Origin of the sequence: Cellulosimicrobium sp. Marseille-Q4280 (genome assembly GCF_943181405.1) — a bacterium.
Lineage (GTDB): Bacteria > Actinomycetota > Actinomycetes > Actinomycetales > Cellulomonadaceae > Cellulosimicrobium.
The window spans coordinates 102,367-127,327 of sequence record NZ_CALPBY010000006.1 but is presented as its reverse complement, the minus strand read 5'-3'; the positions used below and the strand labels follow the sequence as shown (position 1 = coordinate 127,327).

The window sequence follows — 24,961 nt, the reverse complement described above, 5'->3', positions numbered from 1 at the left end:
GGTCCCGGCGATAGGTTCGTGCCGTCCCCCTGTGACGGAGGTCTCGACCCGTGCACCATCGCTCGTCCCCGGCGGCCCGTGCCCCCCACCCCCTCGCCACGGTCGGTGCCGCGCTCCTCGCGCTCGCCCTCGTCCTGGTGCTCGCGATCCCCGCGGCGCTCACCGCCGCGGCGCAGACCGGCACGGGCACTCTCTCCCTCTTCAAGCGCATCGAGAACCTCGACACGGGCTCCTCCGAGGGGCGCCGCGAGCTGTGGACGATGCACGCGCAGAACGTCGCCACGGGGGAGCTCATCGAGGGCGACGGGCTCAACGGCGTGCAGTCGCTCCAGGTGCCGGCCGGGACGTACCGGATCTGGGAGAGCGGCGGCGTCGCGGGCTACCGGTTCCAGGACTGGAACTGCGGCGGCGAGGACATCTTCGACCCGACGCCGGAGATCGTCGTCCCCCCGGGCGGCACGCTCACGTGCACGGTGGACAACGAGGCGATCTACCCGACGCTGACGCTGGTCAAGGACGTCGTCGGCGGTACTGCAGCACCCGAGGACTGGACGCTGCGCGCGCAGGGGCCGTCGTCGATCGGCGGGCCGTCCGGCTCCGACGAGGTGACGAGCCAGGAGGTCCGGATCGGGCAGTACACGCTGTCCGAGGAGGGCGGTCCGGACGGCTACCGCGACGACGGGTGGTCGTGCGAGGGCGCGGAGGTCGACGGGTCGACCGTGACGATCGACCTGGCCGACTCGGTGACGTGCACCGTGACGAACGTCGGGCCGGTGACGCCGACGGTCCCGACGCTGACCCTCGTCAAGGAGGTCGTCGGCGGGCCGGCCACGGCCGCGGAGTGGGACCTCACGGCGACGGGTCCGTCGACGCTCACGGGCGCCACGGGCGACCCGACGGTGACGGCGGTCGAGGTGGAGCCGGGGTCGTACGCGCTCACCGAGGACGGGCCCGCCGGGTACGACGGCGCGTGGTCGTGCAGCGGTGCGGCGTCCGGCGACGGGTCCGGCGGCTCCGTGACGGTCGCCGAGGGCGAGGACGTGGTGTGCACGGCCACGAACACGTGGACGGGCGCGACGCTCACCCTCACGAAGCTCCTCGAGGGCGAGATCTTCGCGCAGCCCGAGCACTGGACGCTCACCGCGACCGGGGGGCCCGACCCCGATGATCCTGTGTCGGTGAGCGGCCCGTCCGGGTCGGACGCCGTGACGGACGCCTTCGTCCCCGCGGGGGACTACACCCTCGCCGAGGACGGGTGGAGCGGCTTCGAGGCCGGCCCGTGGGAGTGCACCGGCGCCCCGGTGACGGGCGACGTCGTGAGCATCGGCCCGGGCGCCGACGTCGCGTGCACGATCACGAACACCCCGCTGCCGTCGCTCCTCACGCTCGTCAAGGTGGTCGACGGCGGTCCCGCCGCACCTGAGGACTGGACCCTCTCGGCGACGGGGCCGCAGGCGGACGGCGAGCCCGGGACGATCTCGGGACCGTCGGGCAGCGTGGCGGTGACGCAGGTCGACGTGGGCGAGGGCGTGCACACGCTGGCCGAGTCGGGCGGGCCGCCGGGCTACGAGCCCGAGGGCTGGGTGTGCGAGGGCGGCCTGCTGCAGGAGGGGTCGAGCGTCGTGATCGGGCCCGACGAGGACGTCGTGTGCACGGTGACGAACACCTACGTCGAGTCCACGCTCACGCTGGTCAAGGTGGTGGTCGGGGGCTCCGCGGACCCCGCGGCGTGGACGCTCAGCGCGACCGACGCCTCCGGCGAGACCGTGGCCGAAGGCGCCGCGGGCAGCACGGACGTCACGTCCGTCCCGCTCCCTCCGGGGAGCTACGACCTCGCGGAGTCGGGCGGCTACGGCGGCTACGTGTCGGAGGGGTGGACCTGCGGACCCACGCCGGTCGACGGTTCGACGGTCACGCTCGGCCCGGGCGACGACGTCACGTGCGTGGTCACGAACCGTGCGGAGCTGCCGCACCTGACGCTCGTCAAGGAGCTCGACGACCGCGGGTACACCGGTGAGGCCGAGCCGACGGACTGGACCCTCACCGCCCTCGGTGGCGGGACGTCGATCTCGGGGGTGACGGGCAGCCCGGAGGTCTCCCACGTCGCCGTCGCGCCGGGCCGGTACGTCCTCGGCGAGACGGGCGGCCCCGACGGGTGGACGGCGCTGCGCTGGGTGTGCGACGCCGCGCGCGTGGTCCAGTCCCCGGGCGAGGACGGCGCCCTGCTCTCGACCGTCGTGGTGGAGCCGGGCGACGACGTCACCTGCACCGTCACGAACCACTGGCTCGCGGGCACGCTGACCCTGCACAAGCAGGTGGTCGACGACGTGGTCCCGGTCAGCGACTGGGAGCTCACGGCGTCGGGACCGACGCCGATCTCGGGCTTCGACGGCAGCCGGGACGTGGCACTCGTGCCCGTCGCGGAGGGGACGTACGACCTCTCGGAGTCGGGCAGCGGGTGGGACTACACCGAGCAGGGCTGGGTCTGTGACGGCGGCGAGCTGGTCGACGAGGACACCGTCCAGGTCGACGACGGTGCCGACGTGACGTGCACGGTGACGAACACGGTGCTCGACGCGCCGACGCCGTCCCCCACGCCGACCCCCACCCCGACGGACCCGACCGTGCCGCCCACGGACGGGCCGACGGACGTCCCGACGGGCGGCCCGGACGACACGCCGAGCGGCGACGCGGACGGCGGCGACCAGATGGCCGCGACGGGCTCCGACGTGGGCGCGCTGCTCGCGGTGGCCCTCGCGGCGCTGCTCGTCGGCGGCGTCCTGCTCGGGCTGCGACGCCGCGTCGGCTGAGCCCCTCCGCGGCCGTCCGCGCGGCGTCGTGCCTGCTGAGCCGTCCGCCGCGCGCGGCCCGACGGCGCGGGCTACTGTCCTGCCGTGGCCGACGACGAGGCGGGCAAGAGCGGTAGGTCCTTCCGGGAGACCGTGACGGTGATCCTTCTCTCCGTCACGGCCGTCCTCACGGCCTGGAGCGGCTTCGAGGCGAGCAAGTGGGGCGGCGAGATGTCGATCGCGTTCTCGCGCGCCTCGACGCAGCGCATCGAGGCGTCCACGGAGCGGACCCGCTCGGAGGCCGCGCGCGCGATCGATCTCCAGGTGTTCAGCCTGTACCTGGAGGGCGTCGCGAACGAGAACGACGAGCTCGAGAGCTTCGCGCGCGACCGCTTCACGCCTCACTTCGAGCCGGCGTTCGAGGAGTGGCTGGCCTCGCGCCCGCTGCAGAACCCCGACGCCGCCCTGAGCCCGTTCGCGCTCGACGCGTACGTCCCGCCCGGCGAGGTCGAGGCCGTCGAGGCGGACGCCCGGGCCGACGAGTACTTCGACCAGGCGCTCACGAACAACCAGCGCGGCGACGACTACACGCTCGTGACCGTCCTCTTCGCGCTCGTGCTGTTCTTCGGCGCGTTCGCGGGACGGTTCCGCTCGGAGCGCGCGTCGTGGGGCATGGTCGGCGCGGGCGGCGTCCTCTTCCTCGTCGGCGTCGGGCTGCTCCTGAGCTTCCCGAAGATCGTCTGACCGCCATCGGTCGACCGGTGCGCCACCGGTCCGGTCGGCGACCGCCCCCACCCGGGCTCAGGCGTCGCCGGGTGCCGGGACGCCTGTGAGGCGACGGACCGCGTCGAGGACGTCCGCGTCGTCGTGCGGCTCGGTGTCGAGCGCGCGGTGGATGGTCATGCCCTCGACGAACGCGTCGAGGGCGCGGCACGTCGTGGGGTCGAAGTGGCGTCCGAGCGCCTCGCGGCTGCGGCGCATCCAGTCGTTCGTCAACGTGCGGTAGGCGGGGTCGCGCGCCGCGAGCGTGTAGAGCTCGTGGCTGAGCACGAGGTCGCGCTGCGTGGCGAAGACGTCGTGCGTGACCAGCAGCGTCACGGCCCGGACCGCCTCCTCGGGCGTCGCGGCCTCGACCATGCGGCGCTCGAACTGTGCCGCCGCCTCGCGCGCGAAGCGGCCGAACGCCTCGCGCAGCAGCTCGTCCATCCCGGCGAAGTGGTACGTCATCGACCCGAGCGGCACGTCGGCGGCGGCCGCGACGCGGCGGTGCGACGTCCCCGCGACGCCCACCTCGGCGAGCACGTCGAGGCACGCGTCGACGATGCGGTCCCGGCGCCCCGGGTCGTGGCGGCGGGCGCGGCTCGTCGGCCGGGCTGCGGCCTCCCCGGGAACCACGTCAGACCTCGCGGACCACGCGCGCCGGGTTGCCGACGGCCACGACGTTCGCGGGCAGGTCGCGCGTCACGACGGCGCCGGCCCCGACGACCGTGTTCTCCCCGATGGTCACGCCCGGGCACACGATCACGCCACCGCCGAGCCACACGTTGTCGCCGATCGTGATCGGCCGCGCCGCCTCGAGCTTGTCGCGCCGGGGCTGCGGCTCGACGGGGTGCGTCGGGGTGAGCAGCTGGACGTCCGGGCCGATCTGGCAGTCCTCGCCGATCGTGATCGCCGCGACGTCGAGCGCCGTGAGGTTCGCGTTGACGAACGTGCGCGCGCCCACGTGGAGGTTCTCGCCGTAGTCGACGACGAGCGGCGGCCGGATCCACGCGCCGTCGCCGAGGGTGCCCAGGAGGTCGGCGAGGATCGCCCGCGACGACGCGTCGTCCGCCACGACGGCGCGGTGGTACTCGTCGGCGAGGCGGATCGCGCGCTTCGCGAGGCGCTCGTTCTCCGGGTCGTCCGCGATGTACAGGTCGCCCGCGAGCATGCGCTCGCGGTTCGTCCGGGGGTCGCCGGCGAAGTGGTCGGTCGTCATGGGGTGGCCTCCTCGGGCTCGGTGGCGTGCAGGTCGTGGCGGTCCGTGCGAGGCGGTCCCTCGGCGGCCGGGGGCGGGGCGGTCTGGCGACGGCGGCCCGTGAGGACTCCGCTGAGGAGCACGACGACGACGCCCGCGGCCGGGAGCACGAGCAGCCCGGTACGCAGGCTCGACGCGTCCGCGACCAGCCCGACCAGCGGTGGCGACAGCAGGAACCCGAGCCGCATGAGCCACGACACGAGGGTGAGCCCGGTGCCCGGGCACAGGCCGGGGACCTCGTCCGCCTGCTGCATCGCGGCGGGCACGAGCGTCGCGGTGCCGAACCCCGCCGCGGCGAACCCGGCGATCGTGCCGGGCACGGAGGGGAACGCGAGCGCGAGCCCGGCGCCGACGGCGATGAGCGCTCCGCCGAACCGCGCGACGCCACGCTGGCCCCACCGGTCCACCATGCGGTCCCCGACGAGGCGCCCGACGAACTGCGCGCCGACCAGCGCGACGAACCCGAAGGCCGCGAGCTCCGCCGTGGCGCCGAGGGCAGGGCTCGAGAGGTAGACGGCCGCCCACGTGCTGCCCGCGTCCTCGACGAGCGCTCCGGCGATCGCGACGAGCACCAGCGCGGCGAGCAGGCCCACGGTGCGCACGGTGACCCGCCGCCGGCCCGGGAGGAGGTCGCCCGCCCCGCGCGTCGGTGTGGCGTCCGGACCCGTGACGTCCCGGTCGGGGGCGGCGCCGACGGCTGCCGCGTCGTCGAGCCCCGTGTCCGGGCCGGGCAGGCACCAGCGCCGCGCGAGCAGCGCCACCGCCGAGAAGAGCAGCCCGGTGATCGCCAGGTGCACCCCGAGCGGGAGGCGCAGCGCGATCGCGGCGGCCGCCATGAGGCCGCCGGTCACGGCGCCGACCGACCAGACCGCGTGGAACCCGTTGATGATCGACCGGCGGTAGCGGCGTTGGACGCGCAGGCCGTGCGCGTTCTGGGCGACGTCGGTGAACGCGTCCATCGCGCCGCCGACGAAGAGCGCCGCGACGAGCAGGGGGAACACGGGTGCGGATCCCGCGAGGAAGACGCCGATCCCCGTGAGGACGGTGCCCGCCACCGCGACACGCGCCGAGCCGAACCGTCGCAGGAGGGGAGCGGCCAGCAGGCCGGCCGCGATCGCTCCGGCGGGGAACGCGGCGACGGCGGCGCCGTAGCCCGCGTTGCTGAGGTCGAGCGCGTCCTTGATCTCCGGGTACCGGGGCACGAGGTTGGCGAACAGCGCACCGTTGGTGAAGAACAGCAGCGCGACGGCGACGCGCGCACGGCGGTCGACCGTCGCGACCGCGGCGGAGGACGACGACATGCGTACGATCGTACACATGATGCCTGGGTCACCCGGCCCCCGAACCCGGGGTTGCCGGGCGTTCCGGGGTCCGGACGGCGCACGACCCCGGGTTCGGCACGATCTCCGGTGGGCGATCCGGCGTCCGCGCCGCGGGCCCCCTAGGCTCGGGGCATGGACCTCGAGGAACGCCTGGCCGTCTTCATCGACTACGAGAACCTCGCGCTCGGCGCGCGTGAGCACCTGGGCGGGATGTCCTTCGACTTCGGGCCGATCGCCGACGCCCTCGCGGTACGGGGCCGCGTCGTCGTGCGGCGCGCCTACGCGGACTGGTCGTACTTCGACGAGGACCGGCGCTCGCTGACCCGGCACCAGGTCGAGCTCATCGAGATGCCGCAGCGCATGGGGGCGTCGCGCAAGAACGCGGCCGACATCAAGATGGTCGTCGACGCGATCGAGATGGCGTTCGAGCGCGACTACATCTCCACGTTCGTCATGTGCACCGGCGACTCCGACTTCTCCCCGCTCGTCCACAAGCTGCGCGAGCTGAACAAGCGCGTCATCGGCGTCGGGGTCGAGAAGTCGACGTCGCGCCTCCTGCCGCCCGCGTGCGACGAGTTCTTGTTCTACGACCGCCTCGAGGGCGTCGACGTGCCCGACGAGCCTGAGGAGCGCTCGACGTCGCGCCGCGGTTCTGGCCGGTCCGCGGGCGGGGCGAGCGGCTCGGGAGGCAGCGGCGCGCGCGGCCGGAGGCGCGCGACGTCGGGCACGGAGAAGGCGGCGAAGCCGGAGCGGACGCGCGAGGAGTCCGCGCGCGCCGCGGCGGCCGCGCTCGTGGGCACGGACCTGGCGGGGGCGCCGGCCGAGGAGACCGCGCCCGTGGCGGGCGACGGCGCGCCGGAGGGTGCGGACGAGGCGACCGTGCCGACGACGGTCCCGGCCAGCGCGGACCCGGTCGCTCCGGACGAGCCGGCCGACGCGGCCGACGACGACGCGCCCGCGGGCGAGGACCTGCCCATGGAGGTGCGCGTCGCGCAGACCCTCGCGGACCTGGCGTCGTCGACGGGTGGCGCCGTGACGGCGTCGGTCCTCAAGCGGACGCTCCTGCGCAAGGACCCGACGTTCAGCGAGGCCGACTACGGTTTCCGCACGTTCGGCGAGTTCCTGCGGTTCCTCGCCGACCGCGGGTTCGTCGAGCTCGCGACGGGTCCGGCCACGGGAGACCCGGAGGTGTCCCTGCCCGCGCAGGGCGACACGGACGCGACCTTCGAGCTCCTGCGCTCGGTCGTGCAGGAGGAGGGCGGGTCCGCGGCGCTGTCCGGGCTGAAGAACGCCATCCGCAAGAAGCGGCCGGACTTCAGCGAGAAGGCTCTCGGCTACCGCGGGTTCCTGCAGTTCTGCAAGGCGGCGCAGGCGGCGGGCGCCGTGACGCTCGCGTGGGACGACGACGCCGACGACTACCTCGTCACGGTGGCCTGACCGGACCGCTCACACCGTCTCGACGACGCCGTCCTGCGGCCCGTCCGTCCGTCGGTCGGCTGCCAGGGCGGCGTCGTCGCGGTCACGTCCGAGCCTGCTCGCCACCATCGGCAGGATGATCACGGAGAGCACCCCGGCTCCCACGAGCGCGGTGCCGGTCCGTGAGCTCATCGCACCGTCGTCCACGGCGAGCTCGGTGAGCGCGACGAGGACGGGCAGCGCCGTCGCCGAGTAGAGCGCCGTCTGCACGCGCTCGCGCGCGGGCAGGTCCCGACGGAAGAAGAAGAGCACCGGGCCGCCACGGACGAGGAGCATCAGGACCAGCAGGAGGACCGGCAGGGCCGGCGCGGCGACGATCGAGTCGACGTCGAGGCCCATGCCGGAGCTGACGAAGAACACGGGGATGAAGATGCCCCACGCGACGACGTCGAGCTTCTCCTCGAGCCGTCGCACGTCACCGGGGGCCCACCGCCGCAGGACCATGCCGCCGACGAACGCCCCGAGCACCGCGTCGAAGCCCATCGCCGCCGCGGTCGCGAGGAGGGAGACCAGCAGCAGCACGGTCAGGCGCAGCGTGCTCTGCCCGGTGCCGTGCTCCGACGCCTCGAGGAGGCGCAGGCCCGCGGGCGCGTGGACCCGCGCCGGGAGCGCCGAGAGGCCGATAGCGACGGCCCCGAAGAGTACGAGCAGGACGGCGGCGGCCCCCGTCTGGCGCGTCCCGAGGAGCAGGGCCATGGCGACGATCGGAGCGAGCTCGCCCACCGCGCCGTTGACGAGCACGGTCCGTCCCAGGCGCGTGCCGAGCCGGCCCGCGTCGCGCAGGATCGGCAGCACGATCCCGAGCGCCGTCGTCGTCAGGGCGATCGCGCCCGCGGCGAGCGCGTGGACCGTGTCGTGCTCGAGGAGGAGGAAGGCGACCAGCGCGCCGAGCAGGAGCGAGGTCAGCCACGCGCCGCCGGCCCGGCGGCCCTCGCGCTCGCGCAGCACGCTGGGCTCCAGCTCGTACCCGGCGAGGAGGAAGAGGAACCCCATGCCGAGGTCCGAGAGCAGGACCACGTCGTCGGGACCGGCGACGTCGAGCAGCTCGGGACCGATGACGACGCCCCCGAGCAAGCAGGAGCACCACCTGGGGGAGCCGGGCGCGCGCCGGCATCAGCCCCGAGAGCAGCGGCGCCAGGAGCGCGACGACGAACACGGGGACGAGCGGCGCGTACTCGTTCACGGCGACTCCCTGGGCGGCGGACGGCGGCACCAGCATGGCGCACCGGCCCGCAGGGCGCGCGGGCGGCGTGCGCGGGTGGGCCGCGCTCCGTGGTTGACCTCGCGCCCCGACGGGTCCTACCGTCCAGAGGAGCCGCGGCGCACCGCCGCCGGCCCCTGGATCGGCAGACAGGACCACTGAGCCGGCGCACCGAGGCGCCGGACGTGCGCCACCGGTGACGCGACGACCAGCCACCAGGAGTCCTCATGACCCGTCTCTGGATCCGTGACCCGCTCGGCGTCTTCACCGCCGACGACACCCCCGCCGCCCCCGACGCGCGCGGCGGGATCGTCGTCGAGGAGGGCGTCGTCGCGGAGCTCGTCCCGGCGGGCGGAGCACCCGCGACGCCCGTCGACGAGACGTTCGACGCGTCGCAGCACGTGCTCACGCCCGGCCTCATCAACACGCACCACCACTTCTACCAGACCCTCACGCGCGCCTGGGGGCCTGTCGCCGACGCCCCGCTGTTCCCGTGGCTCCAGCGCCTCTACCCGGTGTGGGCGCGCCTCACGCCGCGCGACCACGAGCTCGCCACGACCGTCGCGCTCGCCGAGCTGCTCCTGTCCGGCTGCACGACGGCGGCCGACCACCACTACGTGTTCCCCGACGGCCTCGACGACGCGATCGACAACCAGGTCGAGGCCGTCCGGCGCCTCGGGATGCGCGCGACCCTCACGCGCGGGTCGATGACCCTCGGCGAGGACGACGGCGGCCTCCCGCCGCAGTCCGTCGTGCAGACCCTCGACGTGATCCTCGAGGACTCCCGCCGCCTCGTCGAGACGTACCACGAGCGCGGCGCCGGGGCCCAGGTCCAGATCGCGCTCGCCCCGTGCTCGCCGTTCTCCGTGACGACCGAGGCCATGCGCGAGAGCGCCGCGCTCGCCGAGGCGCTCGACGTGCGCCTGCACACCCACCTCGCCGAGACGATCGACGAGGAGGACTTCTGCCGCGAGCGCTTCGGGCTGCGCACCGTCGACTACCTCGAGTCGGTCGGCTGGCTGACCGACCGCGCGTGGCTCGGTCACGGCATCCACTTCGACGACGACGAGGTGCGCCGCCTCGGAGCGGCCGGGACCGGCGTGGCGCACTGCCCGACGTCGAACATGCGCCTCGCGTCCGGCATCGCGCGGGCCGTGGAGCTCGAGGACGCGGGCGCGCCCGTCGGGCTCGGCGTGGACGGATCGGCGTCGAACGACGCCTCGACGATGATCCTCGAGGCCCGCCAGGCGCTCTACCTGCAGCGGCTCAAGTACGGTGCGGACATCCCCGTGACGCGCGCGCTCGGCTGGGGGACGCGGGGGTCCGCACGCGTCCTCGGCCGCGACGACGTCGGCGTGCTCGCCGTGGGCAAGCAGGCCGACCTCGCGCTGTGGCGCCTCGACGAGCTGCGGTTCTCCGGGACGCACGACCCCGTCGCCGCGCTCCTGCTGTGCGGCGCGGACCGGGCGGACCGCGTCATGGTGGGAGGAGAGTGGCGCGTCGTCGACGGCGCGATCCCCGGGCTGGACCTGGGCGCTCTGATCGCGGAGCACTCCGCCGCCGCGCGCCGGCTCGTCGCGGGGTGAGCCCGGGGCTTCGTCGGGGTCGAGCGCCCTGGGGGGTCCGGGCGGGGCCTGCATGGGGCGGCGGCGGGCCTACCCTCCGCGGCCTCGTCCCTCGGCCGCTCCCGCCAGACCCACCACGACCCGCCGCCGCCCCACTCCGACCCCCGCCCTCCGCCGGCTCCCGCCTTTGCGTCGCCGCAGGCCACGGACGAGTTGGTGGCGGAGACTTGACACACGTCACAGTTGGGGTTCGAATGGTGGAAGTACTTTTCCGCTGAGCGGAACGATAGCCGACGAGGAGGTCCGCTATGAACGCGCGAGCCCAGAAGGTCGCGGACGACGCCGAACGCCGTCCGGTACGCCCCGAGGACCAGCGTCTGCCCCTCGGGGCGACGTTCGGTTACGGGTTCCAGCACGTGCTGACGATGTACGGCGGCATCATCGCGCCGCCGCTCATCGTCGGCTCCGCAGCGGGCCTCACGCCCGCCGAGATCGGTGTTCTCGTCGCCGCGTCGCTCTTCATGGGCGGCCTCGCGACGATCCTGCAGACGATCGGCATCCCGTTCTTCGGCTCGCAGCTGCCGCTGGTGCAGGGCGTCTCGTTCGCGGGCGTGTCGACGATGGTCGCGATCGTCGGCGGCGGGGGAGGGATGCAGGCCGTGCTGGGCGCCGTGCTCGTGGCGTCCGCGGTGGGCTTCCTCATCACGCCGTTCTTCGCGCAGATCATCCGGTTCTTCCCACCGGTGGTCACGGGTGTCGTCATCACGACGATCGGGCTCACGCTCATGCCCGTCGCGGCGAACTGGGCGATGGGCGGCAACGCGGAGTCGCCGGACTACGGCTCGGTGAGCAACATCGGGCTCGCGGCGCTGACGTTCGCGATCGTGATCCTGCTCTCCAAGGTCGGCAGCGGGACCGTCTCGCGCCTGTCGATCCTCCTCGCGATCGTCCTCGGCACCCTCGTCGCGGTGTTCACCGGCCAGGCCGACTTCGCCGGCGTGGGCGACGGTCCCGTCGCCGCGTTCCCGGACTTCCTCGGCTTCGGCGCCCCGACGTTCGAGATCGCCGCGATCGTCTCGATGCTCATCGTGATCCTCGTGACGCTCACCGAGACGACGGCGGACATCATCGCCGTCGGTGAGATCGTCGAGACGAAGGTCGACCGCAAGCGCATCGCCAACGGCCTGCGCGCCGACATGGCGTCCTCGGTGGTCTCGCCGTTCTTCGGCTCGTTCACGCAGTCCGCGTTCGCGCAGAACGTCGGCCTGGTCGCGATCACTGGCGTCAAGTCGCGGTTCGTCGTCTCGGCCGGAGGCGCGATCCTCGTGGTCCTGGGCCTGCTGCCCATCCTGGGGCGCGTCGTCGCCGCCGTCCCGACGCCGGTCCTCGGCGGTGCGGGCGTCGTGCTGTTCGGCTCGGTCGCCGCGTCCGGCATTCGCACGCTCGCCAAGGTCGACTACTCGAACTCGATGAACCTCATCATCGTCGCCGCGTCGATCTCGTTCGGCATGATCCCCATCGCCAAGCCCGACTTCTACGACCAGTTCCCCACGTGGTTCGGCATCATCTTCCACTCCGGGATCAGCTCGGCCGCGATCATGGCGATCCTGCTCAACATCCTGTTCAACCACATCAAGGCGGGCACGCCCGCGCAGCCGTCGGTGTTCGCCGAGGGCGCCGAGCGCGGCGCGAGCTCGGTCGACGACGACGATCTCGACGACCTCGAGGACGACGGCGTGCTCAACGGCTCCACCGGACGTCCCGGCCCGGCGTCGTCGACGAGCGCTCCGCGCCCGACCACGACCCCCGACGCCGCCGCTCCGACGTCCGCTCCGACGTCCGCCCACCCGACCGCCAGCGGCGCTGCCGCCGAACCCCCGGCCCACGAGGGCGACACCCCCGCCACCCGGCCCACCACAGCGCCGCGCACGGCGACCCCGTAGGACCCAGGCACGACGGCGTGCTCGACGACGCCCCGCACCCGCGTGATCTCCTCGCCCGGGTGCGGGGCGCCGTCGTGCACCGGCCTGTCAGTGCGGGAGGTCACCGGGGTGACCCGTGGCCCTGACACGTCGGTGTCGGCGCGCCGTTGTCAGGCTGAGAGGTCACCGGGGTGATCTGTGGCCCTGACAGGTGTCGGGTAGCGTCGGACGTCGGCCGACCGGCCGGAGCCCCCTACCGCTGGACCGCACCATGAGCACCCCACCCCCTGACCTCGGACCCGCCGGCCCTGTTGCGACCGGCCCCGGTACGACCGGCCCCAGCACCACTGCGCGCGAGGCGACCACCCCGACCACCGGCGCGACGTCCGCGGACCGGCTCGGCCACGGCCTGCGCGCGCGGCACCTCACGATGATGGGGCTCGGCTCGGCGATCGGTGCCGGGTTGTTCCTCGGCTCGGGCGTCGGGATCGCGACCGCCGGGCCGGCGGTGCTCGTGTCGTACGCGATCGCCGGCGTCCTCGTCATCCTCGTCATGCGGATGCTCGCCGAGATGGCCAGCGCGCGGCCGGCGAGCGGGTCGTTCTCCGTGTACGCGGAGGAGGCGCTCGGGCCGTGGGCGGGGTTCGTCCTGGGGTGGCTCTACTGGTTCATGCTGGTCATGGTCCTCGGTGCGGAGATCACCGGGGCTGCCGTGATCGTCACCGGCTGGTTCCCGGGAGTGCCGCAGTGGGGCGTGGCGCTCGCCGTCGTGACGGTGTTCGCCGTCGTGAACCTGTGGGGCGTGCGGCAGTTCGGCGAGTTCGAGTTCTGGTTCGCGTTCGTCAAGGTCGCGGCGATCGTCGGGTTCCTCGTGGTGGGCGTCCTGCTCGTCCTGGGTCTGCTCCCGGGCACCGACCCCGTGGGGACGAGCAACCTCCTCGGGAACGGCGGCTTCGCGCCCGAGGGCTGGGCGGGCGTCGCGGCCGGGCTCCTCGTCGTGGTCTTCGCGTTCGGCGGCATCGAGATCGTCACGATCGCCGCGGCCGAGGCGCGCGACCCGCGCACGGCCGTTGCGCGCGCCACACGGTCGATCGTCTGGCGCATCCTCGTGTTCTACCTGGGCTCGGTCGCGATCATGGTGCTCGTCCTGCCGTGGGACTCGCCGCTCCTCGCGGAGAGCCCGTTCGTCGCGGTGCTGGACCTCGCCGGCCTGCCCGGCGCGGCGCGCCTCATGGAGGTCGTCGTGGTCGTCGCCCTGCTGTCGGCGTTCAACGCGAACGTCTACGGCACGTCGCGCATGGCGTACTCGCTCGCCGGGCGCGGTGACGGCCCGACGGCGCTGCGCCGCGTCTCGCGCCGCGACGTCCCGTGGGTCTCGGTGCTCGTGTCGGTGTTCTTCTCGCTCGTCGCCGTGGGCCTCAACTGGCTGGCCCCCGACGCGCTCCTGGGCGTCCTGCTCAACGCCGTCGGTGCGGCGCTGCTCGTCGTGTGGGTCCTCGTCGCGGTCTCGCAGCTGCGCCTGCGCCGTCGGCTCGAGGCCGAGGCGCGCGCCGCCGGCGAGCCGATGACGCTGCGCATGTGGGGGTTCCCGTGGCTCACGTGGGCGGTCCTCGTCGGGCTCGCGGCGCTCACCGTCCTCATGCTCACGGACGACACCGCGCGCGCCCAGCTCGCCTCGACGGCGGGGCTCGTCGTCGTGCTCCTCGCCCTGTACGCGCTCACCCGCGGAGGCCGCGCGCGGCGGCTGGCGGCGACACCCGACCCGGCCCGCGACCGGTCCGGCACGGCCACCTGAGACCCGGGACGACGTCGTGCACCAGCGTGCACGACGTCGTCGCAGGTCACGTCGCGTGTGCACGGGCGTGCGCGGACGACGGTGCACAATGAGCGGATGACCTACCGCGTCCTCAGGCTCATCCTGTCGCTGCTCGCCTACGTGCTGCTGCGACCCCAGGTGACCGGACGCAACAACATCCCGCGCAACGGTGCGGTCATCCTCGCCAGCAACCACCTGTCGTTCATCGACTCGCTCCTCATCCCGATCGTCGCGCCGCGGCACGTGACGTTCCTCGCCAAGGCGGAGTACTTCGAGGGCCGCGGCATCAAGGGACGGCTGTCGCGGTGGTTCTTCACGACGATCGGGATGATCCCGGTGCAGCGCGACGACCCGCGCGCCGGCCAGCGCTCGCTCGAGGACGCGCTCGAGGTGCTGCAGCGCGGCGGCGCGTTCGGCATCTACCCCGAGGGGACCCGTTCGCGCGACGGCAAGCTGCACCAGGGCCGCACCGGCGTCGCGTGGCTCGCGCTCGCCGGGCACGCGCCCGTCGTGCCGGTCGCGGTGCGTGGCACGGACAAGGTCCAGCCCATCGGCGCGCGCCTCCCGCGCATCCACCGCGTGCAGGTGCACTTCGGCAAGCCCATCGACCCGCAGCGCCAGCTCACGGCCGGGACGAGGCCCGCGCAGGCACGCCGCGAGCTGACCGACGAGGTCATGGCGTCGATCCACCGCATGAGCGGCCAGGACCTCGCGGCCTGACCGGAGTCTCGCCGAACACGACCTGACGGTCGTTCTGGGGTCCTTTGCGACCCTCAGGTCGTGGTCGACGGCGCGCGACGGCGTGCTCGTCACCCGATCGAGCTGAGCCCGAACGCCGTCGCGAAGCCCAGCACGGTGACGAGGCCTGTCACGGGCCCGCCGAACTCGGTGGCCTCGGGGATCATCGTGTCGACGAGCATCGTGAGCAAGGCGCCCGCGGCGAACGCCTGCGTGACCGCCACGACGGCCGGCGACGCGCCGTCGAGCGCGAGGTAGCCGAACCCGGCGGCGAGAGCCGACACGACCGTCGTCGACCCCCAGAGCAGCCACAGCCGCGACGGGCTGGTCCCCGACTTGAGCAGGCCCGACGTCGCCGCCATCGCCTCAGGCAGGTTGGACAGGAAGACGGCGGCGAGCATCGCGACGCTCACGCCGCCGCCACCGATGAGCGTCGCGCCGAGGACCACCGACTCGGGGATGCCGTCGAGCACCGTCCCGAGCGCGATCGCTGCGCCGCCCGTTCCGCCCGCGGCCTGGACGGTGTGTCCCTGCACGCCGGTCGAGCGCTTGCGGCCCTCGCCCCCCAGGTTGTCGATCACCCGGTCGCCCAGGAAGTACGTGAGCGCGCCGCCCGCGAGCCCCGCCAGCAGCAGCCACCCGCTCACGCTGCGCGACGCGTCCTCCACGAGGTCGTACGCCACCGCGCTGATGAGCACGCCCGCGCCGAACGCCATGACGAGGCCGACAGCGCGCTGTCCTGGCGGGCGCCACAGCACCACCGCCGCGCCGATCAGCAGCGACGAGCTCGCGAGCAACCCCCACCAGAAGCCCTCCATGGGGACAAGTGGACCAGCGAGGCGCACGGACCGCGCGGCGGGCCCGACGGCGCCGCTCGCCCGGGCGGGGGGGGCGGCCCGTGCGGGACCCGGGGGAGGATGGGGCGCATGACGCGGGGGACGCGCCCGGGCGGTGGCGACACGGCACGGCGGCTGACCGCGCCGCTGCGCAGCGCGTCGACCGTGCGCGCGGGCGTGTACCTCGTGATCGGCGGGGTCGTCGCGGGCGCCTACCTGGTCCTCGTGACGGGCTTCGTGCAGATGTTCGCGTCGACGCAGACGCCGCGCGTCGCCGCGGGGGTCCTCGCCGTCCTCTCGGCGGTGATCGCCGGCACGCCGCCGTTCCTCGCGCCGGTGCGTGCCCTGGAGATCGCGGCGGTGCGGACGTTCCTCGACGTCGACCTGCCGACACCCGCCGGCGACGCGAACCCGAGCGCCGCCACCCGGTGGCGGGCCGCGGCGTGGTACGCGCTGCACCTCGCGCTCGGGGCCGCCGTGCTCGTCGTGGTGCTCCTGGCGATCCCGGTCGCGACGCAGCTCGTCCTGTCGGCCCTCGGGATCGAGCCGGTGCTGCTCGGCGACTGGCGACCCTGGGAGCTCGTGCCGTCCTGGGCGGACACCTGGGCACTGGCACTGATCGCTGTCGTGCTCCTTCTCCTGCTCCCGTACGTGATCGTCGCCGCGCGGGAGCTGCTCCGCCAGGCGGCCTGGCCGCTGCTCGGCCCCGACCAGCTCGAGCGCATCGCGGAGCTCGAGGTCGCGGCCGACCGCGACGCCGAGCGGGGACGGCTCGCGCGCGAGCTGCACGACTCCGTCGGGCACGCGCTCACCGTCACGACGCTCCAGGCCGCGGCGGCCTCCCGGTTGCTGGCCACGGATCCCGAGGCCGCGCGGCGCGCGCTCGCCGCGATCGAGGAGACGGGCCGCAGCGCGATGGCCGACCTCGACCACGTCCTCGGTCTGCTGCGGGCCGACGGCACCGGCACAGGACCACGATCGCCCGCCCGCACCCTCGCGGACCTCCCCGCGCTGCTCGACGACGCCCGCCGCGCGGGTGCCGACGTCGTCCTCGTCGACGTGCCCGAGCGACCGCGCGGTCTCGGCCACGGGAGCGTCCGCGGCACGGAGGACGCCCGTCTCGTCGACGTGCCGCGCGCGACGTCGCAGGAGGCGTACCGCGTGGTGCAGGAGGCGCTCACCAACGCCCTGCGGCATGCGCCGGGCGCGCCGGTGACGGTCACCGTCGGGATCGAGGGCGCGGAGCTGCTGGGCGTCGAGGTGCGCAACCCGCTCCCGGAGGGCCCCGCGCCACCGCCCGACGGTTCGCGCCCCGCCCGCTCCGGAGGTCGCGGCGTCACGGGCATGCGCGAGCGCGCCCGCCTGCTGCGCGGGGAGGTCGACGCCGGTCCCGCGTCGGACGGCGGCACGTGGCTCGTGCGGGCGGCGTTCCCGCTCAGGAGGTCCGGTGCGTGACGGTCCCGTGGGGACGATGGAGCGCACGCCGCCGCCGCTGAGAGGATCGAGCACATGACGGGCAGCCCACGCGACGGCACCATCCGCGTCGTCCTGGTCGACGACGAGGCGCTCGTGCGCGCAGGACTGCGCGTCATCCTCGACGCGGAGCCGGACCTCGAGGTCGTGGGCGAAGCAGGGGACGGCGTCGACGTGCCGCGCGTCGTCGCCGCGACCCGGCCCGACGTCGTGCTCATGGACGTGCGCATGCCGCGCGTCGACGGCATCGCGGCGACGACGGCGCTCCTGGCGCGCGAGCCGGCCCCGCGCGTTCTCGTCGTCACGACGTTCGAGAACGACGACCACGTGCTCGACGCCCTGCGCGCCGGCGCCCACGGGTTCCTGCTCAAGCGCGCCCGGCCCGAGGAGGTCGTGCAGGCGGTGCGCGTCGTCGCGCGGGGCGAGTCGCTGCTCTTCCCGGACGCCGTGCGTCGCCTCGCGACCGCACGGCCACCTGCCGGCGACGAGCTGCGCGGCGCACGGCTCACCGAGCGCGAGGGAGAGGTGCTGCGGCTCATGGCCGGCGGCCTGTCGAACGCCGAGATCGCGGGCGAGCTCTACCTCGGCGTCGAGACCGTGCGCACGCACGTCGGCAACGTGCTCGCGAAGCTCGGCGTGCGGGACCGCACCCAGGCGGTCGTCCGGGCGTACGAGTCGGGGTTCGTCCGAGCGGGGTGATGCGTGGGCCTCGCGGCGAGCCCGGATCCGCCGAGGGAGTCCCGCGGTGTCGCGAAGCAGGGCCGCGGTGCGACGATCGGTGGATGGACCTCTCCGTGCTCACCCGGCCGACCCGCACGTCCGTCCCCGCCACGATCGCGCGCGTCGCGCTCGGCCTCGCGCTCGTCGGTGCCGGCGTCAGCCACCTGACCGTCGCGCGCGAGGAGTTCCAGGCGCAGGTGCCCGACTGGTTCCCGGTCGACGAGGACGTGACCGTCCTCGCGTCCGGCGCGGTCGAGATCGCGCTCGGCGCGTCGCTCGTCGTGCTGTCGCGGTGGAAGGTCGCCGTGGGCCTCGTCGCGGCGGCGTTCTTCGTCGTGATCTTCCCCGGGAACGTCGCGCAGTGGATGGAGGGCAAGGACGGGTTCGGGCTCGACACCGACGCCAAGCGCTTCGGACGGCTGTTCTTCCAGCCCGTGCTCGTCGCGTGGGCGCTGTGGTCGACCGGCGCTCTGCGCGCTCTGCGTCGCGCCCGGGACTGACGGTCACCCGACCGGGGGAGGGGCGTCACCGCGGCGGGTGATCCCTGCGGCCTCGTGCGGGACGAGGGTCGGGTCATGAGCACACGACACCCCGACACCCGTCCCGTCCCCGGCGAGCCCGCCGCCGCCGACCACGACCTCCTGGCCGGCACCGAACCCCCAGCGGCCACGCCGTGCCGAGCCGGCCGACCGTGCCCGTCGGGCGCGCGGTACCTGGATCGGCCCGACCGCCGCGCTGTGGTGGGTGGTGGGTGCCGTCGTCGCACTCGCCGTCACGCTCGCAGGCGGCACCCTGCCGGTCGGCGACGCCGACGCCACCGGGTTCAGCGCGCTCACCGCCGTCCGCGGCGCGAGCCTCACCCCGTGGGTCGCCGTCCTTGCGCTGACGGGCGCGGCGCTCGCCGCGTGGACCTGGCGCGGCGGCCGGTCCCGGCCCGTGGCGCGGGGCGTGCGCCTCGCGACCTGCGCCGCCGTGGGCGTCGTCCTCGCGGGTGCCGTCGCCCTGGTCGACGCGTCGATCCTCGCCCGGCTCGGCTACCTCCCGGTCACCGCGATCATGGCGCCGTTCGATCCGGAGCTGCGCGCCGCGTTCGCCGAGTTCCTCACCCCCGGCGTGCTGCTGCAGCTCGCGGTGCTCGTCGGCGCGGGGCTGCTCGCGGCGTCGACCACGCGGTTCGCGCGCCGAGCGGTCGGTGCGTGCGAGTCGTGCGGCCGTCGGCACGACGGCCCCGACCCGGCCTGGACGACGCCCGCGTCCGCCGCCCGCTGGGGCCGCGTCGCCGCGCTCGTCGCCGCCGCGATCCCGCTGTTCTACGCCGTGACGCGCATCGCCTGGGTGCTCGGCATCCCGCTCGGCTTCTCGGCCGACGACGTCGCGGCACTCGCCGGGGACGACGCCTGGATCGCGGCGCTCGGCCTGGGCGGCTTCGCGCTCGTGGGCGCCGTCCTCACGCTCGGCCTCTTCCAGCACTGGGGCGAGGTCTTCCCGCGCTGGATGCTCGGTCTCGCGGGCCGTCGCGTCCCGGTCAACCTCGCGGTGGTCCCCGCGACGATCGTGGCCGTCGCGGTCCTCCCGGCCGGTCTGTCGCTCATCGCCCTCGGCGTGAGCGACTCGAAGCTCGCGCTCACGGCCGACTCGTGGGGCGCCGTCGGCCCGGCGCTCCTGTGGCCGCTGTGGTCCGTCGCCCTCGGCGCCGCGACCTACGCCTACTGGCTCCGCCGCCGCGGCGCGTGCGTCGTGTGCGGCCAGGGGTAGCCCCCGGGGTCGCCGATCACGACCTGGGGGTCGTTCTCTGCATGAGAACGACCCCCAGGTCGTGCTCGGCGGCCGCGCTACTGCGGCTCCACGGGTCCGTCCTCGCCCGCGACGAGATCACCGCAGCTCGTCTCCTGGGCGGTCGTGACGACCGCGTCCTCCGGGCCGGCGCCCGTCGCGACGGTCTCCTCCTGGCCGTTCGTCGCCGTGCGGGCGTCGGTGTCGAGGTCCACGAAGGTGCGGTCGACGGTGAAGGAGGTGCCGTCGTCGGACACGGCGTCCAGGCCCGCGAGCCGCAGCTCGCCGCCCTGCTCCGTGCAGCCGACGCCGGTGCCGAACCCCGTGAAGCCCTTGTCGAACGTGTAGGACTCGCCCTGGGCGTTCTGCGTCGGGGTCACCGCGCAGCCGGCGGCCGAGAGGAGCAGCACCTCGCGGCCCGTGTCGACGAGGGCGATCGGAGAGGTCCCGTCGCCCGCCGCGACGAGCTGCACGATCGCGCTCGCGGGCTGGGGGCTCGCCGACCCGATCGGCGCGAAGAACGTCGCGCCCGACGCCGTCGTGATGCCGAAGGCACGGTCGGCGCCACCGGTGATCCAGGCGGTGTCGGGGCGGCCGTCGCCGTCCACGTCGACGATCTCGTGCGTGTCCGCGCCCTCCGGCGGGCCGTCGCCCTCGGCCGGGCAGCCCTCGGCGGCGGGGGCCGACGTCGTCGGGCTGTCACTCGGCGACGAGGTCTCGGTCGGCGACGCCGACTCGCTCGCGGTGTCCGACGGCGCGGGCGACGCTGCGGGCTCGCCGTCCGTGGGCCGGTTGACGAGCCACACGACGAGCGCGACGACGAGCACCGCGACGACGGTCAGCACGATCCACGGCCAGGTCCGCCGGGTCTGGTCGTCGGTCTCCGAAGGGTCGGGACCGGCGGGTGGTGGGGCGGAGCTCGGCGTCATCATGTCCTCAGGCAACCACCGGCCTGCCGCCGCGGCATCCGGGCAGCCGCGGCGTGCGGACGGCGCGCCGACCCGCCGGCTGCCCTCGACCGGTCGTCTAACCGGGCGGGTGCGCCTGCTCGGCGAGCTCGGTGAGGGCGGTGAGCCGCGCGGCCCAGAAGGCCTTGAGCGGCGCGGCGTCGTCGGCCGAGCGCAGACCACCGTGCTGCACGCCGACCCGGACCTTGCCCGCGGGGGTGCCGTCGGCGGCGCGCGGCTGGTACAGCCCGATGGTCACGCGACCGGGTCTGTCCGGCGGTGCGCCGAGAGCGCCGACGGGCCACGCGAGCCGCACGGACGACGTCGGCGTGGCCCCGAGCACCTCGAGCCGCTCGCCCGCACCCATCTCGCCGAGCGCGACGTCGAGCCACCGCGCACGCGAGGCGTCGTCAGCGACGAGGGCGAACACCTCGTCGAGCGTCCCGACGACGGACCGGCTGGGCGAGACCTCGTACGTGCCGTCGGACCGCTGGCCGGGCGCGCGCATCCCGCGCTCCTGCTCGTACGCCACCGTGAGCGACTGCGCCCACCAGCCGTCGACCCCCTGCTCCTCGACGAGCCAGGCGGCGATGTCCTTGTGGGTCCACGTCGTCGCGTCCTGGGCGTCGAGCAGCGCGAACCACGTCGCGCGTGGCTGGCCGGTCGCGGTGGCGACGGCGTCGTCGCCCAGGGCCTCGGTGTGTCGGCGGACGCCTCCGGTGCTCATGAGCCCAGCGTCCCATCACGCCCTCGCGGGCGCACCACTCAGCGGCGGTAGGACGCCAGGGCCGCCGCGAGCGAGCGGGCGAGCGCGGCGCCGTCGGGCCCCTGCGCCGCCGGGACGGGCGCCTCGTGCTCGGGGCGGTGGGCGTCGTCGCCGGGCGTCGGCAGGGGCGAGCCGTGGGAGAGCACCTGCTGCGTGGGCGTGAGCTGACGGATCGCGATCGCGGCGACGTGGTCGGGGTGCAGGCGCGCGGCGCGCGTGTAGATCTCGGGGTCGTGCTGGCCATCGTCGCCGATCAGGAGCCAGTCGACGTCCGGGAGGTCGCGCACGAGCCGGTCGATCGAGGTGTTCTTGTGCTCGCGGCCGCTGCGGAACCATCCGGTGTTGGTGGGGCCCCAGTCGGTGAGCAGCAGCGGGCCCGGCGGGTACGCGTGGCGCTGCAGGAAGCGGCGCAGGTTCGCCGCGGTGTTCCACGCACCCGTCGACACGTAGACGAACGGGGTGCCGGGGTTCGCCGAGGCGATGCCCTGGTAGAGCACGGCCATGCCGGGCACGGGGACCCTGGCGCTCGAGTGCCGGACGAAGGTGTTCCACGCTGCGAGGAGCGGACGCGGGACCGCGGTCACCATCGTCGTGTCGTCGATGTCGGAGACGACGCCGAGCCGTCGGCCGTCAGCGACGACCAGCACGCGGCCCGTCACGAGCTCGCCCGACGAGGGCCGGAACGTCACGTCGTGCCAACCGGGCTCGAGGTCGACGTCGACCGTGACGTCGAGATAGCCCGACCGGTCCGAGCAGACGTCGACCACCGTCTCTCCGAGGTGCACCCGCACCTCCTCGCGCGACGCGGGCGCGGTGAAGAAGTAGCGCCAGCCGCGCCGGTCCGCCGTGGCCGCCGGGTCGTACGCGGGGCTCGCGAGCAGCACGCGGCCCAGCACGCGCACGCGGCGCGTGCTCCCGTAGCCCGTGAACGGCTCGACGCGCGGGCGCCACCCGCGCGCCTTCTGGAACCGGGAGACGACGGCGCGCCACCGGTCCTCGAGGCGGGCCGCCCGGTGCGGACGCTGGCTCCTGGACGGCTCGGTGGTGACGGAGGGTGCGGGGGCGGTCTCTGGCATGAGCGGTTCGGACGTCTCCGTTCGGGGGCGGGCAGGTCAACACTGTCACAGCGTTCCTCCGAGCGCGGCCGGGGGACGGGTCGCCCCGTCCCCTCGCGTGCGGGCGCCTCCTGCCCGTCCTAGCGTGGCCGCGTGGCCGACGACGCGACCGACCGAGACCCCCGCGAGGCACGGGACCTGCCGGGGAGGGCGACACCCGACGGCGTGAGCGACGCGACGGTCGAGGCCCTGGGCGCGCTGAGCGAGGCGCTCGAGACGGTCGAGCGCGCGCGGGGGCACCTCTACACGTTCCACCAGCTCACCGGCGAGGCAGACCTCGCCCTCGGCGACGCGGTGGAGAAGCTCCGCGCGGCGGGGCACGACGACGTGGCGGACCGTGTCGCGGCGGACCTGGTCGGGCGCAACGTGGTCGGGGGGCGCTGGACGTTCCAGCTCGTCGAGGACTACGACGACGGGTACTGGTCGACGTTCCGCGCGCACGAGCGGCGGGCGCGCGACGAGCTCGCCGGCGGCGTCCGGCACCTGTACGAGGCACGGATGAAGCAGGACCGGCGGTCGTCGGGCCGCGCAGGTCATGAAGCGGGGCCGGTGGCCCCGGCCTGACAGCGCCCGGTCAGAGCGCCCGGAGCGACGACTCCTTGTGCGCGGCGCGGGCACCGCTCTTCTCCGACTCGACGATCCAGTACGGGTCGTCGTCGGTCGGGACGAACGCCTGGCCGTCGTGCTCGAACCGCTCGGTCCGCTTCTCGACGACCGTGCCGGTCGTCCGCCCCTGCGACGTGTTCCACGAGACCCGGTCCCCGCGCGAGATGCTCATCCACGGACCGTAGGCCGATGAGTCCGTGCTCGCCCACCGGTCCCAGTGGAGACCGACGAGAGGACCCGACGTGACCGCCACCCCCGACGACACCGCCGACACCCCGACCTCCGGCCCGACCTCCCGCCCGACCTCCGCCGGGACGGTCGAGACGCCCGGCGACCCCGCGGGGACGCTGATCCCCGGCTACAGCTCGCCGGGCGCGCGGCCCGTGCCGTGGGAGACCGTGCGGCGGGTGCTCGAGCGCGCCGAGATCTCGTGGATCTCGACGGTGCGACCTGACGGGCGGCCGCACGTCACCCCCCTCATGACCGTCGTCGCCGACGGGTGCCTGCACCTCACCACGGGCCCCGAGGAGCGCAAGGCGCGCAACCTGGCGGAGAACCCGCACGTCGTCCTGACGACGGGGACGAACGCGTACGTCGACGCGCTCGACGTCGTCGTGGAGGGCGAGGCGGTGCGCGTGACGGACGACGCCGCGCTGCACCGGCTCGCCGAGCGGTGGCGGTGCAAGTACGGCGACGAGTGGGCGTTCAGCGTGCAGGACGGGACGTTCCGGCACGGGGACGGCGGCGAGGCGCTCGTCTTCGCCGTCCGGCCCGAGGTCGTCTTCGCGTACGAGCGGACGGCGGAGCACGCCGCGATGCGCTGGCGGTTCGGCGACGACGGCCGTGAGGCACGCACCGCGGGTGCGTCATGACGGGCGACGCCGCGACGGCGGCACGCGACGAGCTGGTCGGCCGGCTCCGGGTCCTGCTCGCCGACGAGCCGTCGGTGCGCGAGGTGTCGATGTTCGGTGGGCGGTCCTTCATGGTCGACGACGCGCTGGTGGTCAGCGCGCTCCGCGGCGGAGACCTCCTCGTCCGCGTCGATGCCCGCCGCCACGACGAGCTCGTCGCGCGACCGGGCGCCGCGCAGGCCGAGATGGGCGCGGGCCGCGACATGGGGCCCGGCTGGGTCGCGGTCGACGCCACCGCCGTCGCCGGCGACGGCCTGTCATCCTGGCTCGGCGTCACGCTGGAGCACCACCGGGCCGCGACAGGAGGGCCGACCGAGGGCTAGTCCGGGATCGCGCCGGAGACGACGAGGTCGGCACGCGACCGCGTCGCCTCGACGACGAGGGCGTTGCGGCCGTCGACCTCGGCCGCCCAGGCGGTCGCCGCCTCGACCGTGCGCCCGTGCCGCGTGTGGCGATCGACGAGCCGTCGCCGGCGCTCCTCGTCGCTGGCGCGGCAGAACCACGCCTCGTCGAGCAGGTCGCGCACGCGCCCCCACGGCTCCTCCGCCATGAGGAGGTAGTTGCCCTCCACGACGACGACCCGGTGCTCGGGACCCACGGCGATCTCGCCGGCCACGGGCTCGTCGACCTCGCGGTGGAACGACGGCGCGTACACCGGGTGGCCGACCTCGTCGCGCACGCGGCCCAGCAGGGCGACGAACCCCCAGCCGTCGAACGTGTCGGGCGCGCCCTTGCGGTCGTGCCGGCCGAGCCGGTCGAGCGTCGTGTTCGCGAGGTGGAACCCGTCCATCGGCAGGTGGACGGACTCGGGGCCGAGGGCCTCCGTGAGCCGGACGGCCAGCGTGGTCTTGCCCGCGCCGGGGCTGCCGGTGATCCCCACCACGACACGCCCGCCGGCCGCCCGGTCCTGCAGCGCGCGCACGCGGGCGACCAGCGCGCCCAGGTCGTCCACCTCGGTCTCCATGCCG

24 protein-coding genes are annotated in these 24,961 nt (G+C 74.6%); 14 read left to right on the top strand and 10 right to left on the bottom strand.

Annotated elements, in window-relative coordinates; all coding sequences use genetic code 11:
• The first annotated feature begins 50 nt into the window (after positions 1-50).
• Positions 51-2,810 carry a hypothetical protein gene (locus tag NFS20_RS15905; protein ID WP_251152784.1) on the top strand — a complete coding sequence of 920 codons (2,760 nt, stop codon included), beginning with the start codon at positions 51-53 and terminating at the stop codon, positions 2,808-2,810.
• A gap of 84 nt (positions 2,811-2,894) precedes the next feature.
• Positions 2,895-3,533, top strand: coding sequence for a hypothetical protein (locus tag NFS20_RS15900; protein ID WP_251152783.1), 639 nt, complete (start codon positions 2,895-2,897; stop codon positions 3,531-3,533).
• 57 nt (positions 3,534-3,590) lie between these two features.
• Here NFS20_RS15900 and NFS20_RS15895 read toward each other — a convergent pair whose 3' ends face one another.
• Genes NFS20_RS15895 through NFS20_RS15885 form a run of 3 tightly spaced genes read right to left on the bottom strand, consistent with a single transcriptional unit; the run spans position 3,591 to position 6,107 of the window.
• Positions 3,591-4,184, bottom strand: a complete 594-nt coding sequence (locus NFS20_RS15895) for a TetR/AcrR family transcriptional regulator (protein ID WP_251152782.1) — start codon at positions 4,182-4,184, stop codon at positions 3,591-3,593.
• 1 nt (position 4,185) lies between these two features.
• Positions 4,186-4,767 (bottom strand): sugar O-acetyltransferase, encoded by a 582-nt coding sequence (locus NFS20_RS15890; protein WP_251152781.1) that lies wholly within the window; start codon positions 4,765-4,767, stop codon positions 4,186-4,188.
• Positions 4,764-6,107 (bottom strand): MFS transporter, encoded by a 1,344-nt coding sequence (locus NFS20_RS15885; protein WP_251152780.1) that lies wholly within the window; start codon positions 6,105-6,107, stop codon positions 4,764-4,766. Before NFS20_RS15885 ends, NFS20_RS15890 begins: the two co-directional genes overlap by 4 nt.
• A 153-nt stretch (positions 6,108-6,260) precedes the next feature.
• Here NFS20_RS15885 and NFS20_RS15880 point away from each other — a divergent pair, with 153 nt between their 5' ends.
• The gene (locus NFS20_RS15880) at positions 6,261-7,565 is read left to right on the top strand and encodes a PIN domain-containing protein (protein ID WP_251152779.1); all 1,305 of its coding nucleotides are present in this window, start codon (positions 6,261-6,263) and stop codon (positions 7,563-7,565) included.
• Positions 7,566-7,574: 9 nt separating this feature from the next.
• On the opposite strand, the gene NFS20_RS15875 is transcribed toward NFS20_RS15880, so the two are convergent.
• Positions 7,575-8,678 carry a cation:proton antiporter gene (locus NFS20_RS15875; RefSeq protein WP_251152778.1) on the bottom strand — a complete coding sequence of 368 codons (1,104 nt, stop codon included), beginning with the start codon at positions 8,676-8,678 and terminating at the stop codon, positions 7,575-7,577.
• Between the two features lie 354 nt (positions 8,679-9,032).
• Here NFS20_RS15875 and NFS20_RS15870 point away from each other — a divergent pair, with 354 nt between their 5' ends.
• The 4 genes from NFS20_RS15870 (at position 9,033) to NFS20_RS15855 (ending at position 14,828) form a co-directional block, all read left to right on the top strand.
• Positions 9,033-10,391: an 8-oxoguanine deaminase gene (locus NFS20_RS15870; protein ID WP_251152777.1), complete on the top strand. Its 1,359-nt coding sequence runs from the start codon at positions 9,033-9,035 to the stop codon at positions 10,389-10,391.
• Positions 10,392-10,678: 287 nt separating this feature from the next.
• A complete protein-coding gene (locus tag NFS20_RS15865) occupies positions 10,679-12,313 on the top strand; it encodes a nucleobase:cation symporter-2 family protein (RefSeq protein ID WP_251152776.1) in 1,635 nt (544 codons plus the stop codon).
• Between the two features lie 250 nt (positions 12,314-12,563).
• Positions 12,564-14,087 (top strand): amino acid permease, encoded by a 1,524-nt coding sequence (locus NFS20_RS15860; RefSeq protein ID WP_353050469.1) that lies wholly within the window; start codon positions 12,564-12,566, stop codon positions 14,085-14,087.
• Between the two features lie 96 nt (positions 14,088-14,183).
• On the top strand, positions 14,184-14,828 hold the full coding sequence (locus tag NFS20_RS15855; RefSeq protein ID WP_251152775.1) for a lysophospholipid acyltransferase family protein: 645 nt from the start codon (positions 14,184-14,186) through the stop codon (positions 14,826-14,828).
• Between the two features lie 89 nt (positions 14,829-14,917).
• Here NFS20_RS15855 and NFS20_RS15850 read toward each other — a convergent pair whose 3' ends face one another.
• Positions 14,918-15,664, bottom strand: a complete 747-nt coding sequence (locus NFS20_RS15850) for a ZIP family metal transporter (protein WP_251152774.1) — start codon at positions 15,662-15,664, stop codon at positions 14,918-14,920.
• A gap of 108 nt (positions 15,665-15,772) precedes the next feature.
• On the opposite strand from NFS20_RS15850, the gene NFS20_RS15845 reads away from it, so the two are divergent.
• From NFS20_RS15845 to NFS20_RS15830, 4 genes are all read left to right on the top strand, one after another.
• Complete coding sequence (locus tag NFS20_RS15845; RefSeq protein WP_251152773.1) at positions 15,773-17,137, top strand: sensor histidine kinase; 1,365 nt, start codon at positions 15,773-15,775, stop codon at positions 17,135-17,137.
• A gap of 54 nt (positions 17,138-17,191) precedes the next feature.
• Complete coding sequence (locus NFS20_RS15840; RefSeq protein ID WP_251152772.1) at positions 17,192-17,854, top strand: response regulator transcription factor; 663 nt, start codon at positions 17,192-17,194, stop codon at positions 17,852-17,854.
• Positions 17,855-17,937: 83 nt separating this feature from the next.
• A complete protein-coding gene (locus tag NFS20_RS15835) occupies positions 17,938-18,375 on the top strand; it encodes a DoxX family protein (RefSeq protein WP_251152771.1) in 438 nt (145 codons plus the stop codon).
• A gap of 247 nt (positions 18,376-18,622) precedes the next feature.
• Entirely contained in the window at positions 18,623-19,630 is a 1,008-nt protein-coding gene (locus NFS20_RS15830) for a hypothetical protein (RefSeq protein ID WP_251152770.1), read from the top strand.
• Between the two features lie 77 nt (positions 19,631-19,707).
• On the opposite strand, the gene NFS20_RS15825 is transcribed toward NFS20_RS15830, so the two are convergent.
• The 3 genes from NFS20_RS15825 to NFS20_RS15815 form a co-directional block, all read right to left on the bottom strand.
• Complete coding sequence (locus NFS20_RS15825) at positions 19,708-20,580, bottom strand: hypothetical protein (RefSeq protein WP_251152769.1); 873 nt, start codon at positions 20,578-20,580, stop codon at positions 19,708-19,710.
• A 94-nt stretch (positions 20,581-20,674) separates the two neighbouring features.
• The gene (locus NFS20_RS15820) at positions 20,675-21,322 is read right to left on the bottom strand and encodes a hypothetical protein (RefSeq protein ID WP_251152768.1); all 648 of its coding nucleotides are present in this window, start codon (positions 21,320-21,322) and stop codon (positions 20,675-20,677) included.
• Positions 21,323-21,360: 38 nt separating this feature from the next.
• Positions 21,361-22,437, bottom strand: a complete 1,077-nt coding sequence (locus tag NFS20_RS15815; protein WP_251152767.1) for an App1 family protein phosphatidate phosphatase — start codon at positions 22,435-22,437, stop codon at positions 21,361-21,363.
• A 177-nt stretch (positions 22,438-22,614) separates the two neighbouring features.
• On the opposite strand from NFS20_RS15815, the gene NFS20_RS15810 reads away from it, so the two are divergent.
• On the top strand, positions 22,615-23,040 hold the full coding sequence (locus NFS20_RS15810; RefSeq protein WP_251153036.1) for a hypothetical protein: 426 nt from the start codon (positions 22,615-22,617) through the stop codon (positions 23,038-23,040).
• Between the two features lie 10 nt (positions 23,041-23,050).
• Here NFS20_RS15810 and NFS20_RS15805 read toward each other — a convergent pair whose 3' ends face one another.
• Positions 23,051-23,254, bottom strand: a complete 204-nt coding sequence (locus tag NFS20_RS15805) for a hypervirulence associated TUDOR domain-containing protein (protein ID WP_251152766.1) — start codon at positions 23,252-23,254, stop codon at positions 23,051-23,053.
• A 70-nt stretch (positions 23,255-23,324) separates the two neighbouring features.
• Here NFS20_RS15805 and NFS20_RS15800 point away from each other — a divergent pair, with 70 nt between their 5' ends.
• Together NFS20_RS15800 and NFS20_RS15795 are read left to right on the top strand one after the other, a co-directional pair.
• On the top strand, positions 23,325-23,954 hold the full coding sequence (locus tag NFS20_RS15800; RefSeq protein WP_251152765.1) for a pyridoxamine 5'-phosphate oxidase family protein: 630 nt from the start codon (positions 23,325-23,327) through the stop codon (positions 23,952-23,954).
• Positions 23,951-24,316, top strand: coding sequence for a TfoX/Sxy family protein (locus tag NFS20_RS15795; protein WP_251152764.1), 366 nt, complete (start codon positions 23,951-23,953; stop codon positions 24,314-24,316). The genes NFS20_RS15800 and NFS20_RS15795 overlap by 4 nt, the downstream gene beginning before the upstream one ends.
• Here the strand turns inward: NFS20_RS15795 and NFS20_RS15790 are convergent.
• The gene (locus NFS20_RS15790) at positions 24,313-24,957 is read right to left on the bottom strand and encodes a nucleoside/nucleotide kinase family protein (RefSeq protein WP_251152763.1); all 645 of its coding nucleotides are present in this window, start codon (positions 24,955-24,957) and stop codon (positions 24,313-24,315) included. The genes NFS20_RS15795 and NFS20_RS15790 overlap by 4 nt on opposite strands.
• Positions 24,958-24,961: the final 4 nt, after the last annotated feature.